The 15104-nt window shown below is 74.9% G+C and carries 14 protein-coding genes; 12 read left to right on the top strand and 2 right to left on the bottom strand.

Annotated elements, in window-relative coordinates; translation table 11 throughout:
• Positions 1-44: 44 nt before the first annotated feature.
• From MJ876_RS08915 to MJ876_RS08885, 7 genes are all read left to right on the top strand, one after another.
• A complete protein-coding gene (locus tag MJ876_RS08915) occupies positions 45-1292 on the top strand; it encodes an NRAMP family divalent metal transporter (RefSeq protein ID WP_240235922.1) in 1248 nt (415 codons plus the stop codon).
• Positions 1292-2089: a LamB/YcsF family protein gene (locus tag MJ876_RS08910; RefSeq protein ID WP_240235921.1), complete on the top strand. Its 798-nt coding sequence runs from the start codon at positions 1292-1294 to the stop codon at positions 2087-2089. Before MJ876_RS08915 ends, MJ876_RS08910 begins: the two co-directional genes overlap by 1 nt.
• On the top strand, positions 2086-2760 hold the full coding sequence (locus MJ876_RS08905) for an allophanate hydrolase subunit 1 (RefSeq protein ID WP_240235920.1): 675 nt from the start codon (positions 2086-2088) through the stop codon (positions 2758-2760). The genes MJ876_RS08910 and MJ876_RS08905 overlap by 4 nt, the downstream gene beginning before the upstream one ends.
• Positions 2757-3650 (top strand): biotin-dependent carboxyltransferase family protein, encoded by an 894-nt coding sequence (locus MJ876_RS08900; protein ID WP_240235919.1) that lies wholly within the window; start codon positions 2757-2759, stop codon positions 3648-3650. Before MJ876_RS08905 ends, MJ876_RS08900 begins: the two co-directional genes overlap by 4 nt.
• Entirely contained in the window at positions 3647-4459 is an 813-nt protein-coding gene (locus tag MJ876_RS08895; RefSeq protein ID WP_240235918.1) for a putative hydro-lyase, read from the top strand. Before MJ876_RS08900 ends, MJ876_RS08895 begins: the two co-directional genes overlap by 4 nt.
• 295 nt (positions 4460-4754) lie before the next feature.
• A complete protein-coding gene (locus MJ876_RS08890; RefSeq protein WP_240235917.1) occupies positions 4755-5960 on the top strand; it encodes an MFS transporter in 1206 nt (401 codons plus the stop codon).
• The gene (locus MJ876_RS08885; RefSeq protein ID WP_240235916.1) at positions 5957-7258 is read left to right on the top strand and encodes a D-arabinono-1,4-lactone oxidase; all 1302 of its coding nucleotides are present in this window, start codon (positions 5957-5959) and stop codon (positions 7256-7258) included. Before MJ876_RS08890 ends, MJ876_RS08885 begins: the two co-directional genes overlap by 4 nt.
• A 13-nt stretch (positions 7259-7271) precedes the next feature.
• Here MJ876_RS08885 and MJ876_RS08880 read toward each other — a convergent pair whose 3' ends face one another.
• On the bottom strand, positions 7272-7910 hold the full coding sequence (locus tag MJ876_RS08880) for a trimeric intracellular cation channel family protein (RefSeq protein ID WP_240235915.1): 639 nt from the start codon (positions 7908-7910) through the stop codon (positions 7272-7274).
• 124 nt (positions 7911-8034) lie between these two features.
• Between MJ876_RS08880 and sepH the strand changes: the two genes are divergently transcribed.
• Complete coding sequence (sepH, locus tag MJ876_RS08875) at positions 8035-9102, top strand: septation protein SepH (RefSeq protein ID WP_240235914.1); 1068 nt, start codon at positions 8035-8037, stop codon at positions 9100-9102.
• A 135-nt stretch (positions 9103-9237) separates the two neighbouring features.
• Here sepH and MJ876_RS08870 read toward each other — a convergent pair whose 3' ends face one another.
• Positions 9238-9939, bottom strand: a complete 702-nt coding sequence (locus tag MJ876_RS08870; protein WP_240235913.1) for a GAF and ANTAR domain-containing protein — start codon at positions 9937-9939, stop codon at positions 9238-9240.
• A 177-nt stretch (positions 9940-10116) separates the two neighbouring features.
• On the opposite strand from MJ876_RS08870, the gene MJ876_RS08865 reads away from it, so the two are divergent.
• From MJ876_RS08865 to MJ876_RS08850, 4 genes are all read left to right on the top strand, one after another.
• The gene (locus tag MJ876_RS08865; RefSeq protein WP_240235912.1) at positions 10117-12120 is read left to right on the top strand and encodes an SDR family oxidoreductase; all 2004 of its coding nucleotides are present in this window, start codon (positions 10117-10119) and stop codon (positions 12118-12120) included.
• 157 nt (positions 12121-12277) lie between these two features.
• Positions 12278-13984, top strand: coding sequence for a dihydroxyacetone kinase family protein (locus tag MJ876_RS08860; protein ID WP_240235911.1), 1707 nt, complete (start codon positions 12278-12280; stop codon positions 13982-13984).
• 2 nt (positions 13985-13986) lie between these two features.
• Positions 13987-14301: an NUDIX hydrolase gene (locus tag MJ876_RS08855; protein ID WP_240235910.1), complete on the top strand. Its 315-nt coding sequence runs from the start codon at positions 13987-13989 to the stop codon at positions 14299-14301.
• Between the two features lie 166 nt (positions 14302-14467).
• The coding region (locus tag MJ876_RS08850) for a DUF222 domain-containing protein (protein ID WP_308192581.1) at positions 14468-15104 on the top strand (637 nt) is incomplete at its 3' end.

The following is a 15104-nucleotide window of genomic DNA, read 5'->3' as shown; positions in this document are numbered from 1 at the left end:
AATCCCTTGACGGGGTTGTTGAACAATCCCTACGTTCGTGAGCCATGACACACGAGCAGCCCGCGGCGACGACCCCGCCGCCCGCCTCCCCCGAGTCCAAGGCGCTGAAGGTGGCGGGCCGCAAGGGCTTCGTCGGCGCCATGTTCCTCATGGCCACCTCGGCCATCGGGCCCGGCTTCCTGACCCAGACCACGACGTTCACCATCCAGCTCGGGGCGGCGTTCGCGTTCGCGATCCTCGCCTCGGTGCTGGTCGACATCGCGATCCAGCTGAACATCTGGCGGATCATCGGCGTCTCCGGCCGCCGGGCCCAGGACCTCGCCAACACGGCGGTCCCCGGGTCGGGCTACGTGCTGTCGGGCCTCGACGTCTTCGGCGGCCTGATCTTCAACATCGGCAACATCGCCGGCTGCACGCTGGGCCTGGCGGCCCTGTTCGGGCTCGACGTCCGCATCGGCGCCGTCGTCTCCGCGGCGTTCGCGATCGTCGTCTTCCTGGTCCGCCGCGCCGGCGTGGCGATGGACCGCATCGTCGTCGTCCTCGGCGTCGTGATGCTGGTCCTCACCGCGTACGTCGCGCTCACGACGTCCCCGCCCGTCGGCGACGCCCTCGTCCAGACGGTGGCCCCGGAGACGATCAGCTGGCTCGCCGTCGCCACCCTCATCGGCGGCACCGTCGGGGGTTACATCGTGTACGCCGGGGCGCACCGCATGGTCGACAACGGCGTCCGCGGCGCCGAGGCGGTCGGCGAGATCACCCGCGCCTCCGTCCTCGGCATCGCGATCACCGCCCTGATGCGCGTCCTGCTGTTCCTCGCCGTCCTCGGCGTCGTCACCGCCGGCGCGGAGATCGACGAGGCCAACCCCGTCGCCTCCGCCTTCACCGCCGCGCTCGGCGACGTCGGCCGGATCGTGTTCGGCACCGTCATCTGGATCGCCGCCATCACCTCGGTCATCGGGGCGTCCTACACCTCGACGTCCTTCCTCAAGGTCATGGGCCAGTGGGTCACCGACTACGAGCGCTGGGTGGTCGTCGGCTTCATCGTCGCCTCCACCGCGATCTTCGTCGCCCTCGGCACCCAGCCGGTGACGCTGCTGGTCTTCGCCGGCGCCTTCAACGCCTTCATCCTCCCCGTCGGTCTCGGCCTGCTGCTGTGGGTCGCCTGGCGCCGCAGCGAGGTGCTGCACGGCTACGTCTACCCGAAGTGGCTCCTCGCGATCGGCGTCCTGGCGTGGCTGGCGACCTTCGGCGTCGGCGTCCCCGCCGTCATGGCGCTGCTCGAGGGCATCTGATGGGGGCCGCCACCTCGCCGGCCGTCGACCTCAACAGCGACCTGGGCGAGAGCTTCGGCACCTGGCGGCTCGGGGACGACGAGGCCATGCTCGGGATCGTCACCAGCGCCAACGTCGCCTGCGGCTTCCACGCCGGGGACCCGACGACCATCCGGCAGTCGTGCGCCTGGTCGGTCGCCAACGGCGTGGTGGTCGGCGCCCAGGTCGGCTACCGCGACCTGCCCGGCTTCGGCCGCCGCTTCATCGACGTCGCCCACGACGACCTCGTCGCCGACGTCCTCTACCAGCTCGGCGCCCTGGACGGCCTGGCCCGCGCCGCCGGGGACCGCGTCCGGTACGTCAAGCCGCACGGCGCGCTCTACAACACGATCGTCACCCACACCGCGCAGGCGGCGGCGGTCGTGGAGGCGGTCACGACGTACGCCGACGCCGTCGGCCACGCGCTGCCCGTGCTCGGCCTGCCGGGCTCGGAGTGGCTGCGCCTCGCCGGGGAGGCGGGGCTGGCCACGCACGCCGAGGCGTTCGCCGACCGCGCGTACACGCCCGAGGGCACCCTGGTGTCGCGCCGCGAGCCCGGCGCCGTGCTCGCGGACGCCGACGAGGTGGCCGACCGCGTGCTGCGGCTCGTCACCGAAGGCGTCGTGACGGCCGTCGACGGCAGCGAGGTCGCCGTCGAGGCCGACTCGGTCTGCGTGCACGGCGACTCCCCCGGCGCGGTCGGCATGGCCCGCGCGGTGCGGGAGAGGCTGACCGGCGCGGGCGTCGAGGTCCGGGCGTTCGTGGGGCCCGAGGCGTGAGGTGGCGCCCGTGCGGTGACGCCGCCGCGCTCGCCGAGGTCGAGGACCTCGACACGGTGCTGCGGCTGCACGCCGCCGTCGCCGCCGCCCGCGAGGACGGCGGCCTGCCGGGCGTGGTCGACGTCGTCCCCGCCGCCAGGACCCTCCTGCTGCGTTGCGCGACCGGCGCCGACCTGGAGCGGGCGGTCGACACGGTCACCGCGCTGGAGCTCCCCGACGCCCCACCGACCTCCGGCGAGGAGGTGACCGTCGAGGTGGTCTACGACGGCGAGGACCTCGGCGACGTCGCCACCCACCTCGGCTGCGACGTCGAGGAGGTGGTGCGCCGCCACACCGCCACCCGCTGGCGGGTCGCGTTCACCGGGTTCGCCCCCGGTTTCGGCTACCTGGTGCCGGACACCGGTCGGGACGCCGGTCACGACGCCGGTCACGACGGGGCCGACGACGAGCCGCACCCGCTCGAGGTCCCCCGCCGCCCCGAGTCCCGCACGGCCGTCCCCGCCGGGGCGGTCGGGCTGGCCGGGGAGTTCTCCGGGGTCTACCCGCGGTCCTCCCCCGGCGGCTGGCAGCTGATCGGCTCCACGGCGACGCCCACGTGGGACGTCGACCGCGACCCTCCCGCCCTGCTGACCCCGGGCGCGCGGGTGCGCTTCGTGGAGGTGGGGGCGTGAGCGCGCTCGAGGTGGTCGCCACCGGCGCCCAGGCCGTCGTCGAGGACCTCGGCCGGCCCGGGCTCGCCGGTCTCGGCGTCGCGGAGTCCGGCGCGCTGGACCCCGGGGCGCTGCGGCTCGCCAATCGGCTCGTGGGCAACCCCGAGGACGCCGCGGGCCTGGAGGTCACGTTCGGGGGCCTCGTCCTGCGTGCGCGCGGGGACGTCCTGCTCGCCGTGACCGGCGCGCCCGTCTGCGTCACCGTGGCCACCGCGGACGGTCGCCGCACCCACGGGGCGGGGGCGGCCGTGGCCGTGCCCGACGGGGCCGAGGTCACCCTCGACGCCCCCGCGCACGGCCTGCGCAGCTGGGTCGCCGTGCGCGGCGGCCTGGACGTCGCCCGGCCGCTCGGGTCGGCCAGCACCGACCTCCTCGCCGGGCTCGGCGCCGCGCTCGGGGCGGGGGACGTGCTCGACGTCGGACCGGCGCCCGCCGACCCGCCGCCGGCGCTCGACCAGGCGCCGCTGCCGACCCCCCTCGACGGCACCGTGGTGCTGCGCGTCGTGCTCGGCCCCCGCGACGACTGGTTCACCGCCGAGGCGCTCGCGACACTCGGGAGGCCGTGGTCGGTCGACGCGCGCAGCAACCGGGTCGGCGTCCGGCTCGACGGGCCGCCGCTCGAGCGCGCCCCGGCGTACGCCGAGGCCGAGCTGCCCAGCGAGGGCACCGTCGCCGGCGCCGTCCAGGTCGCCGCCAACGGCCTGCCCGTGCTCTTCCTCGCCGACCACCCGGTCACCGGCGGCTACCCCGTGATCGCCTGCGTGGTGACCGAGGACCTGCCGCTGGCCGCCCAGGCCGTCCCGGGCCAGCAGGTCCGGTTCCGCACCGTGAAGGGACCCCGCTTGCCATGAGCACCGCCACGACCACCCCGCTGCCCCCGACCGACCCCCGCAGCCTCACGCCCGCGCAGGCCCGCACCCTGTTCCGCGACGGCCTGCGCGTCCCGACGTCCGGCTGGTGCGAAGGCTGGACGCAGGCCAACCTCGTCGCCGTCCCGGCGCTGTGGGCCTACGACCTGCTGCTGTACTCCCAGCGCAACCCGAAGCCGTGCCCCGTGCTCGACGTCGGCGACGCGGGCGCGACGTCGTTGTCGATCCTCACGGGCGACGTCCGCACCGACCTGCCGGCGTACCGGGTGTACGCCGACGGCGAGCTCGTCGCCGAGGTCGAGGACGCCACGTCGTACTGGCGCGACGACCTGGTGACCTTCCTCATCGGCTGCTCCTTCACCTTCGAGGACGCCCTCGCCCGGGCGGGCGTGCCCGTGCGGCACGTCGAGCAGGGGCGCAACGTGCCCATGTACCGCACCAGCATCGACACCCGCCCCGCCGGCACCCTGCACGGGCCGCTGGTGGTCTCGATGCGGCCCGTGCCCGCGAGCCAGGTCGCGGACGCCGTCCGCGTCACCTCCCGCTACCCCGCGGTCCACGGGGCGCCGGTGCACGTCGGCGACCCCTCGGCGATCGGCATCGCCGACCTCGACGCCCCCGACTACGGCGAGGCGGTCGATGTCCGCCCCGGGGAGGTCCCGGTCTTCTGGGCGTGCGGGGTCACCCCGCAGGCCGCCATCGCGGCCTCGCGCCCGGCGTACGCGATCACGCACGCCCCGGGCCACATGGCGATCACCGACGCCCGCGACTCGGACTACGTGGTGCCCTGAGTCGGTCCGGCCGGTCGCGCAGCCGGGCCGCGCCAGCGGCTCCCGGTGGTCGAGCAGGGAGCGCTGGCGAGCGACCACGTCGAGACCGCCGGTCAGGTCTCGACGCCGCAGGCTCGCCGAGGGCTCGCGTGCTGCTCGACCACCTCTCGGTGCAGGTGGTCGAGCGGGGAGCGAGCCCCGGCGAGCGAGCGCGTCGAGACCGCCGCACCGGACCCGGGGCCCCTCACCGGGTCGGTGCCGCTGTCCCGGCCCCGCCGATGGCGCTGGCGGCGTGCCCGCCTCCTAGGCTCGGGGGGTGCTGGAGACGTACCGCCGGGTGCTCGTGGTGCCCGGGGCGGCGGCGTTCAGCGCCACGGGGCTCGTGGCGCGGCTGCCCATCTCGATGGTCAGCCTGGGGCTGGTGCTGCTGGTCTCGGCGCGCACCGGCTCGTACGGCAGCGCGGGGTCCGTCGCGGCGGCGTACGTGCTCGCGCAGGCGGTCGCCACGATCGTCCACGGGCGGCTCTCCGACACCTACGGGCAGGCCCGGGCGCTGCCGCCGGCGATCCTGCTGTTCGGGGTCGGCCTGACCGCCACCGCGTGGTCGGTCGAGGCCGGGCTGCCGCTGTGGGCCACCCACGTGCTCGCGGTCGTCGCCGGCTGCGGGCTGCCGCAGGTCGGGGCGTGCGTGCGGGCGCGCTGGTCGCACGTCCTGCAGGACTCCGAGAAGGTCCAGACCGCGTTCGCCCTCGAGGCGGTCGCCGACGAGGTCGTCTTCATCCTCGGCCCGGTCGTCGTCACGCTCCTCGCCACGACCGTCGACCCGGTCGCCGGGCTGGCGGTGGCCGTCGTCAGCGGCGTCGCCGGCACCCTCGCGCTGGCGGCCCAGCGCGGCACCCAGCCGCCCCCGACGCCCCGCGGGCGCCGCGCGCCCGAGGACACCGTCGCCGCGCCGATGCCCTGGGACGCCGTCGTCCCCCTGACCGTGGTGTGCCTCAGCCTCGGCGGGTTGTTCGGCTCGGTCGAGGTCATCACGGTGGCGTACGCCGAGGAGGCCGGCGTCCCCGCGGCCGCCGGCCCGCTGCTCGCCGCCTTCGCCGCCGGGAGCCTGCTCGCCGGCGTGGTCGTCGGGGCGGTGACGTGGCGACGCGGGCCGGAGCACCGGCTGCGCTGGGGCATGGGCGTCCTGACCGCGGCGATGCTGCCGCTGACGGTCGTCGGGCCGGTGTGGCTGATGGCCGTCGTCCTGCTGCTCGGCGGGTTCGCCATCTCCCCCACCCTGATCTCCGCGATGTCGTTGGCCGAGGCCGTCGTGCCGTCGTCCCGGCTCACCGAGGGCATCGCCATCCTGTCGACCGGGATCTCTGCCGGTCTCGCCCCCGGTGCGGCCCTCGGTGGCCTGGCCGTCGACGCGTACGGCGCCTCCCTGGCCTTCGGGGTGTGCGCCGCCTCGGGCGTGGTCGGCATTGTCGGCACCGCACTCGTGCGGGCGCCCGCGAAGGCCTCTACGGTGACCGCGTGAACCGCTGGCAGAACTGGTCGCGGCTCGAGACCGCGGTCCCGCGCGTCGTCGAGCACCCCCGCACCCCTGCCGCGGTGGTGGCGCTCGTCGAGCGGGCACGCGCGGACGGGCGGCCGGTCAAGATGGTCGGCAGCGGCCACAGCTTCAGCGCGATCGCCGCGCCGGAGCACACCCTCGTGCGCCCCGACCGCCTCGTCGGCATCACGGACGTCGACCGCGACGCCGGCACCGTCGAGGTCCTGGCCGGCACGCCGCTGCACCACCTCACCCGCGAGCTCGCCCGGCTCGGTCTGGCGCTCGGCAACCTCGGCGACATCGACGTGCAGACCGTCGCCGGTGCGGTGTCCACCGGCACCCACGGCACCGCCGGCCGGGTCGCCGGGCTCGCCGCCCAGCTGGTCGGCCTGCGGATGGTGACCGGCACCGGCGAGCACCTCACCCTCTCGCCGACCGAGGACGCCGAGACCTTCTCCCACGCGCGCCTCGGCCTGGGCGCGCTGGGCGTCCTGACCTCGTTGCGGTTCGCGGTCGAGCCCGCCTACCGCCTGGCCGCCACCGAGCGCGTCGTCGGCTGGGACGAGCTGGTCGGGGGGCTGCACGACCGCATCGGCGCCCACGACCACGTGGACGCCTACTGGTTCCCCGGCACCGACCGCTGCCTGCTGCGGATCAACGACCGGGTGGCCGACGGCGCCCCCGCGCCGAGCCGCTCGCGTGGACGCGTCGCCCGGTGGGTGGACGACGAGCTCGTCGCCAACGGCGCCCTCGGCGTGGCCACCGCCCTCACCGCCCGCGTGCCCGCCCTGACGTCGCCGGTGAACCGCGTCGTCGGCCGGCTCGCCGGCGGCACGTCGTACACCGAGCCGTCGCACGAGGTGTTCTCCGGCACCCGGCGGGTCCGCTTCCGCGAGATGGAGTACGCCGTCCCGCTGGCCGCCGCGGCCGACGCGCTGGCCGCCGTGCGCCGGATCGCCGACGCCCACCGTGTCGGCTTCCCGGTGGAGGTCCGCACCGCCGTCGCCGAGGACGTGCCGCTGTCCCCGGCACACGACCGCGACACCTGCTACGTCGCGGTCCACGTGCACCACTCGGCGGTGCACGAGCCCTACTTCGCCGCGGTCGAGGCGGCGCTGATGGACCTCGACGGCCGCCCCCACTGGGGCAAGGTGCACCGACGTCAGGCCGCGGACCTCGCCCCGGCGTACCCGCTGTTCGACGAGTTCCTCGCCGTGCGCGAGCGGCTCGACCCCGAGCGCCTGTTCACGAACGCCTACCTCCGGCGGGTCCTGGGGGTCTGAGCCCCCACGCGGTTCAGACGCTCGCCGGCCCCCGCGGGCGCGGCGCCGTCCACTGGCGCCACATCGCCAGCAGGCGCCAGGTCAGGCACACCAGCGCGCCGACCGGGGCCACGACGATGGCCGGCGCCCCCAGCCCGAGGCCCACGACCGCGACCGCGGCTCCGCCGAGGGCCGGGGTGGCGTAGAGGGTGGCGTCCGCGAACACCTGCGGCGTCTGGCCCACCAGCACGTCGCGCACCATGCCGCCGCCGACGGCGGTGACCATCCCCATGAGGGCGGCGGGCACCGGGCCCAGGCCGTACTCGGCCGCCTTCAGCGCCCCCGCGACGCAGAACAGGGACAGCCCGAAGGCGTCGAGCACGCCGATGGGCCGCTCGAAGCGGCCGACGGCCGGGTGCGCCACGAAGGTCAGCAGCCCGGCCAGGACGGGCACCAGGAGGTAGCGCCAGTCGGTGAGCGCGGCCGGCGGGGTGGCGTCGATGAGGACGTCGCGCAGGAACCCGCCGCCGAGACCCGTCGTCCCCGCCAGCACGAGCACGCCGAACACGTCGAGGTCGCGTCGCACGCCGACCAGCGCCCCGGCCAGCGCGAAGACGAAGATCCCCAGCAGGTCGAGCACGACCAGCACCACGGGGTAGTCGGTCCACGACACCCCCGAGACATTAGGCGTCCGGCGTCCCACCCCGGCGGGGCGGGCTGTCGTAGGCTCGGTCGGACGGAGCAACGGGGCGCCGTGCCCACCCGGGTCGGCGCCGGGGAGCAGGGACGAGCGGACCATGACGGGCGACGGTGAGCGGCTGACGCTCGACGGCACCGACAGTGCCGACGACGGCGTCCACCTCGTCCTGCTCGACGAGGAGGGACGACGCTTCCTCCTGCCCGTCGACGACGGGCTCCGCGCCGCGGTGGGGCACCAGTCACAGCCGTCCCGCGACGACGACCGATCGGCCGGGGCCACGCCGGCGACACCCCCTGCAGGGAAGGCCACCATGGACGCCCCCGTACCGCTCCGCCCCCGCGACATCCAGGCGCGCATCCGCGCCGGCGCCACCGCCGAGGAGGTCGCGGAGGCCGCGGGCTCGACCCTCGAGAAGGTGCTGGTCTACGCCCGCCCCGTGCTCGCCGAGCGTGCCCACATGGCCCAGCGAGCCCAGCGCTCGTCCGTACGACGCTCCGGCGGCGAGGGCGCCGCGCACCGCACGCTCGGTGACGCGGTCGCCGCCCGGCTCCGCGGGCTGGACGCCGACCCCGGCGCCGTGGAGTGGGACTCCCGCAAGCGCGAGGACGGACGCTGGGTCCTCACCGCGTCGTACGCGACGCCGGAGCGCACCGGCCTCGCCCGCTTCACCTTCGACCCGCCGGGCAACTTCGTGCTCCTCGACGACGACGACGCCCGCTGGCTCGTCGGCGACGACCCGGCGCCGGTGGCCGCACCCGTCGACCCCTCGGCGGTCGACGACTGGGAGGACGACGCGGTCACCACCGCGCCGCGCCTGGTCGCGGTCGCGGACGACGAGCTCCCGCTCGGCGACGAGCTGCCCCTCGGCGGCGACGCCCTGCGTCTGGTGGCCGAGCCCCCGTCCGAGCCCTCGTCCGACCGGCCGTCGGGCCCCGCCGACGCCGGTTCCGCCGCCACCGCGGAGGCGCTCGAGCAGGTCAGGGCGTCCGAGTCGACCGACGGCGCGGACCCGAGCGGGGAGGCCCGCCAGAGGCCCGCGACCGACACCCAGGCCGGACCGGCGGAGGAGGAGCCCGACGACTCCCGCCGACGCCGAGGCCGCAAGCGCGGTCGTGCGTCGGTGCCGAGCTGGGACGAGATCATGTTCGGTGGACGCAAGGAGTAGCGGGTCCCCCGTGTGCGGCACCGGCCCTCGCGGTACCGCACCAGCAGCCCGCTGGTCCCTCACCCCCCCTCGGGATCGCGGGCCGGTCCCGTCCCGCTGAAGAAAACGGTGGCGCGGGATCACCCCGACCGGGGGTCAGTGCCGAGGCACGTCGCCCGTGCGGACGACCTTGGCCGCGAGCACACCGATGCCCTCCTCGCGGGTCGACGCCAGCTGGAGCAGGTGCTCGAAGGCCGCCTCCTCGTCGAGGTCCAGCCGCTGCATGAGGATGCCCTGCGCGACACCGATGGTGTGGCGGGCATCGATCGCCCGCTGCAGCCCCTCGGTCCTGCGGGCCGTGGACAGCGCGATGGCCGCCTGGGCGATCCACAGCAGGGCGAGGCCGACGGCGTCGTCCTCGCCGAAACGGCCGCTGTCCTCGGAGTAGAGGGTGATCGCGCCGAAGGGCTCGCCCCGGTCGAGGAGCTGCGCGCACAGCACCGACCGGACTCCGACGGCCTCGGCCTGGGCCGCCCACCGCGGCCAGCGCCGGTCGTCGCCGAGGTGGCTGCTGCGCGACCAGTCGTCACCCCCGGGCGAGGCCGCGTCGACGCACGGACCCTCGCCCGACTCGTGCTGCAGGTCGTCGAGGTGCCGCGCGAGCGGGCTCGTCGACCCGATGGACCGGTAGGTTCCCCGCCGCGCCCGGACCGTCACACCGACGTGGTGGGCGCCGGGCGCCACCGTCCGCGCCTGCGACAACATCCGCGCGACGGTGTCGTCGACGTCCTGCCCGTCGTGGAGCTGCTGGGCGAGCCACGTCAGCAGCCGGGCGTCCTGGTCGTTGCTCGTCGGCATCGGCCGACCCCATTTCCGAGAGGGCGTCGCGCACCACGGACGTCTCGGGACGGCTGCCGGAGGGGATGGCGCGCTACCCCTCCGTCGTACCCACCCGCCCCGGGGTCGATCCGGGACCGCGCCCACCGGGGGCACGAGTGGCTACCCACGGGTAGCAACCGCCACTAGCCTCCCCCCATGACGTATCTGGTCACGGGGGCAACGGGGTTCATCGGTCGTCATCTCGTCAACCAGCTGCTGGAGAACCGCAGCGGCGACGTCCACGTGCTGACGCGCGCGTCCTCCGTGGAACGGATGGAGCGCCGGATCGCCCGGTGGGAGTCCTCCCGCGTCAAGATCGTCGTCGGCGACCTGACGCAGCCACGCCTCGGTGTCGCCGAGGAGTGGATCGCCGAGCACCGCGGCGCGATCGACCACCTCGTCCACGTCGCGGCCGTCTACGACATGGCTGCCGACGACGAGGCGAACGACGCCGCGAACGTGGGCGGCACGGCGAACGCGCTCGACCTGGCCGCCGACCTCGAGGTCGGCTGCTTCCACCACGTCAGCTCCGTCGCCGTCGCCGGCGACCACCGGGGCCGCTTCGACGAGACGATGTTCGACACCGGGCAGGCACTGACCTCGCCGTACCACCGCACGAAGTTCGAGGCGGAGAAGCTCGTGCGCGACCAGGACGACGTGGCGTGGCGGGTCTACCGGCCCGCGATCGTGCTCGGTCACTCGGAGACGGGCGTCATCGACAAGGTCGACGGGCCCTACTACTTCTTCGGCCTGCTCAAGCGGCTGCGCGACAGCCTCCCCGGCTGGGTGCCGCTGGTCGGGGTGGACCTCGGCGACACGAACGTGGTGCCCGTCGACTACGTGGCCGCCGCGATGGACCACCTCATGCACCTGCCCGACCGTGACGGCGAGGCCTTCCACCTCGTCGACCCCGAGCCGGTGCCGGTCGTCGACCTCGTCAACGCGTTCTGCAACGCCGCCGGGGCGCCCGAGTTCGCCACGCCGGTCGATCGTGGGCTGCTGCGGGCGCTCTCGGTGCCGCGTGCGCTGCGGCCCGGCTCCTGGCTGCCCTCCGTGCTCGGCTCCCGGCCCGTGCAGGCACTGCTCGAGCAGACCGTGGGACGCACCGGCATCCCGGCCGACGTCCTCGCCCACTCGACGTTCCCGTCGGTCTTCGACTCCGCCCGCACCCGCGAGGCGCTCACCGGCTCGGGCATCGAGGTGCCCGCGGTGTCGTCGTACGCCGCGGAGCTGTGGGCGTTCTGGGAGGAGCAGCTCGACCCGAGCGTCCCCCGCGACCGCGCCGCGCGCGCCGAGCTGGAGGGCAAGTACGTCGTCATCACGGGCGCGTCGTCCGGCATCGGCAAGGCGACCGCCTGGCGGGTCGCCCGCCTCGGCGGCATCCCCGTGCTCGTCGCCCGGAGCAAGGACAAGCTCGACGACCTCCGCGCCGACATCATCGACCGCGGCGGCGACGCCGTGGTCGCGCCGTGCGACCTGTCCGACCTCGACGCGATCGACCGGTTGTGCGAGCAGCTCGTCGCCGAGCTGCCGTCGGTGGACGTGGTCGTCAACAATGCCGGCCGCTCCATCCGCCGGTCGCTGAAGCTGTCCGAGGACCGCTTCCACGACTTCGAGCGGACCATGCAGCTCAACTACTTCGGCGCCATCCGCCTCGTCATGGGGCTGCTGCCGGCGATGCGCCCGCAGCGCTCGGGCCACGTCGTGAACATCTCCTCGATCGGCGTCCAGACCCACCCGCCGCGCTTCTCGGCGTACGTCGCGTCGAAGGCCGCGCTCGACGCCTGGAGCACCGTGGTGGCCTCGGAGCTGTTCGGCAACGGCATCACCTTCACCTCGATCCACATGCCGCTGGTGAAGACGCCGATGATCGCGCCGACGAAGCTGTACGACCGCTTCCCCGCCATCTCCCCCGCCCAGGCCGCGGACCTCGTCGTCACTGCGATCGTCCGCAAGCCCCACGAGATCAACACCGCCCTCGGCAACCTCGGCGCGGTGGCGCACACGCTGACCCCGAAGATCACCTTCCGCGTGCTCTACCAGGCGTACAAGGTCTTCCCCGACTCCGCCGCCGCCCGCGGCGACGTCGAGTCCGGCGACCGCCGTACCGACTCCGAGCGCGCCCTGCTGTCGCAGGTCTTCCGCGGGGTCCACTGGTAGGGCTCCGGGCCCGCCCGGTCATGTAACGCGGAGTTACTGCTTGATCACAAGGCACGGGCGGGGGTCAGGACCACCACAGCCCCGCGGCAGATGCGCCGCGGCCGGTTGCGGACCTGGCAGGTGACCTCGTGACCGGCGCCACCCTAGGGTCACCAGCATGAAGAAGCTGCTGAACGACGTCGCGGACGTCGTGCCCGAGATGCTCGAGGGACTCGTCGCCGGCGCGCCCGGCCTGGTGCTGCTGGACGGCCAGACCGTCGTCCTGCGCCGCGACCACGCGGAGCTCGGGAAGGTCGCGCTGGTGTCCGGCGGGGGCGCGGGGCACGAGCCGGCGCACGGCGGGTACGTCGGACCCGGCATGCTCACCGGCGCGGTCGTCGGCGACATGTTCACCTCGCCGTCCACCGACGCCGTGCTCGCCGCCGTCCGCGCGATCGCCGCCGGCGAGCAGCAGCAGTCGGCGGGCGTCCTGCTGATCGTGAAGAACTACACCGGCGACCGACTCAACTTCGGCCTCGCCGCCGAGCTCGCCCGCGCCGAGGGCACGGCCGTCGACATGGTCGTCATCGGCGACGACGTCGCCCTGGCCGCGGACGGCGACCACGCCGGACGCCGGGGCATCGCTGGGACGGTGCTGGTCCACAAGGCCGCCGGGGCAGCCGCCGATCGCGGCGACGACCTCGCCGCCGTCACCGCGGTGGCGCAGCGGGTGGCGGACGACGTCCGCTCGATGGGGGTCTCCCTCGGCGCGTGCACCGTGCCGGCCGTCGGCGAGCCCGGGTTCACCCTGGAGGACGACGAGGTCGAGTGGGGCCTCGGCATCCACGGAGAGGCGGGGGTGGAGAGGGGCCCGCTGGTCAGCGCCGACGAGACGACCGCCCGCCTGGTGGACGCCGTGGCCGACGACGCCGACCTGGTGGAGGGCCAGCGCGTCGTCCTGCTCGTCAACGACCTCGGCACCACCCCGCCGAGCGAGCTGGACGTCGTCGCTCGCGGTGCCCTCGCCCGCCTGCGCGACCGCGGCCTGGTCGTGGAACGCATGTGGGTCGGCCGGTTCCTCACCGCCCTCGACATGCCGGGCGTCTCGGTCTCCGTGCTGCCGGTGGACGACGAGCTGCTGGGCCTGCTCGACCACCCCACCGAGACCGCCGCGTGGCCGGCCCCGCACCAGGGCATGGTCGCCGAGGCGCGCGCCGTCCCCGCACCCGCCGAGGAGGAGCCCGCGACCGGCGAGCACCTCGCCGAGGACAGCCCCGTGCGCCGAGCGCTCGTCGCCGCGTGCGAGTCGCTGAAGGCCGCCGAGCCGGAGCTGACGCGCCTCGACAGCGAGGTCGGTGACGGCGACCTCGGCACCGGCCTGGAGCGCGGCGCGACCGCCGTCCTCTCCGAGATCGACCGGTACGCCGCCGACCCCGTCGGCGCCCTGCGCGACACCTCGGCGACGCTGCGTCGCGCCATCGGCGGCACCTCGGGCCCGCTCTACTCGATCCTGCTCATGCGGGCCGCCGCGTCGCTCGAGGAGTCGGGCTCCACCGACGCCCAGGCCTGGGCGGCGGCGCTGCAGGCCGGCGTGGACGGCATCGGCGAGGTCGGCGGCGCCTCCGTCGGCGACCGCACGATGCTCGACGCCCTGGTGCCGCTGGCGACCTCCTTCGCCCAGCACCTCGACGCCGGCGACTCCCCCGCCTCCGCGTGGCGCGACGCCGTCGACGCGGCCGCGCGGGGCACCGAGGAGACCGCGCAGTCGAGCGCCCGCGTCGGCCGCTCGTCGTACCTCGGCGACCGGGTCAAGGGCACCCCCGACCCCGGCGCCCGCGCGGTCGTCGTCTGGTCGGGCGCGGTGGGCGAGGAGCTGGGTTCGTAGCGATGGACGGTCGCACTGCGATCGCCGTCGCGGTCCTTGTGCGCCATGGGCACGTGCTGTTGGTGCATCGTCACCCAAATCGACGGTGGTATCCGGACTGCTGGGACTTCGTCGGCGGCCACGTCGAGAGCGACGAGTTGCCGGAGGAGGCTGTGCGACGGGAGTGCCTGGAGGAGCTGGGAGTCGTCGTCAGCGACGTCCGGTCCGTCCCCTTCGAGGTCCGCGACCCTGGGCTTGCCGTGCACGCCTTCGCCGTGCGGCAGTGGACGCCAGAGCCAGTAAATGTTGCACCGGAGGAGCACGACGACCTCAGATAGTTCAATCGCGTCGAACTCCAGTCGCTGGCGCTCGCGCATCCGGCGATCTTGACGACGGTGGACCTACTGGTCGGTTGACCCGCATCGTCAACGTTCCGTTGCGCGGGGCGTCCGATCGGGAGCAGACGCGGCCTTCACTGTCGGCGGTCGAGCGTATGTTCGAATCGTGGTCAGTGAGATGGTGCGCGAGGCGGGCTGGGAGGCGGGCTCCCACCCGCTGCTGAGCGCGGTCACGACCATCACCGCCGCCCTCGACACCGCGACCGCAGCCATCGCCGCCGGCACCGACCCGGCCTGGCTCGACCCCACCGACCAGGGCGTGCTTCTCGTCGGGATCACCCAGGCCGAGCAACGCCTCACCGCCCTCCGGCTCGCGACCCTGACGGCCACCGCGGGCGCCGACGGCGTCGCCGCGACCACCGGCGCCCGCAGCCCGGCGGACTGGCTGGCCGACCGCCTCCACCTCAACGCCCGCCGCACCGGCGGTGAGGCCCGCCTCGGCACCCGCATCGCCCGCCGCGGCGTGCTGGCCGCCGCTGCACTCGACGGCGGGATCTCCCTCGACCACGCCCGCGCCATGGTCGACTGCCTCGACGCCCTGCCACCCGACCTCGTCGACGAGCAGACCATGACCGACGCCGAGCAGGCCCTGGTCGGCTACTGCGCCGAGTTCACCCCCGCCGAGGTCACCCACCTCGGACGCCGGATCCTCGAGACCGTCGCCCCCGAGGTCGCCGACGCCATCGAGGCCGAACGCCTCGCCCGCGCCGAACGCGAGGCCCACCGACGCACCAAGGCCACCC

Origin of the sequence: Nocardioides sp. CFH 31398 (genome assembly GCF_022436705.1) — a bacterium.
In the GTDB taxonomy this organism is placed as follows: Bacteria; Actinomycetota; Actinomycetes; order Propionibacteriales; family Nocardioidaceae; genus Nocardioides.
The sequence above is the reverse complement of the archived record's forward strand: the minus strand, read 5'-3'. Positions and strand labels throughout refer to the sequence as shown.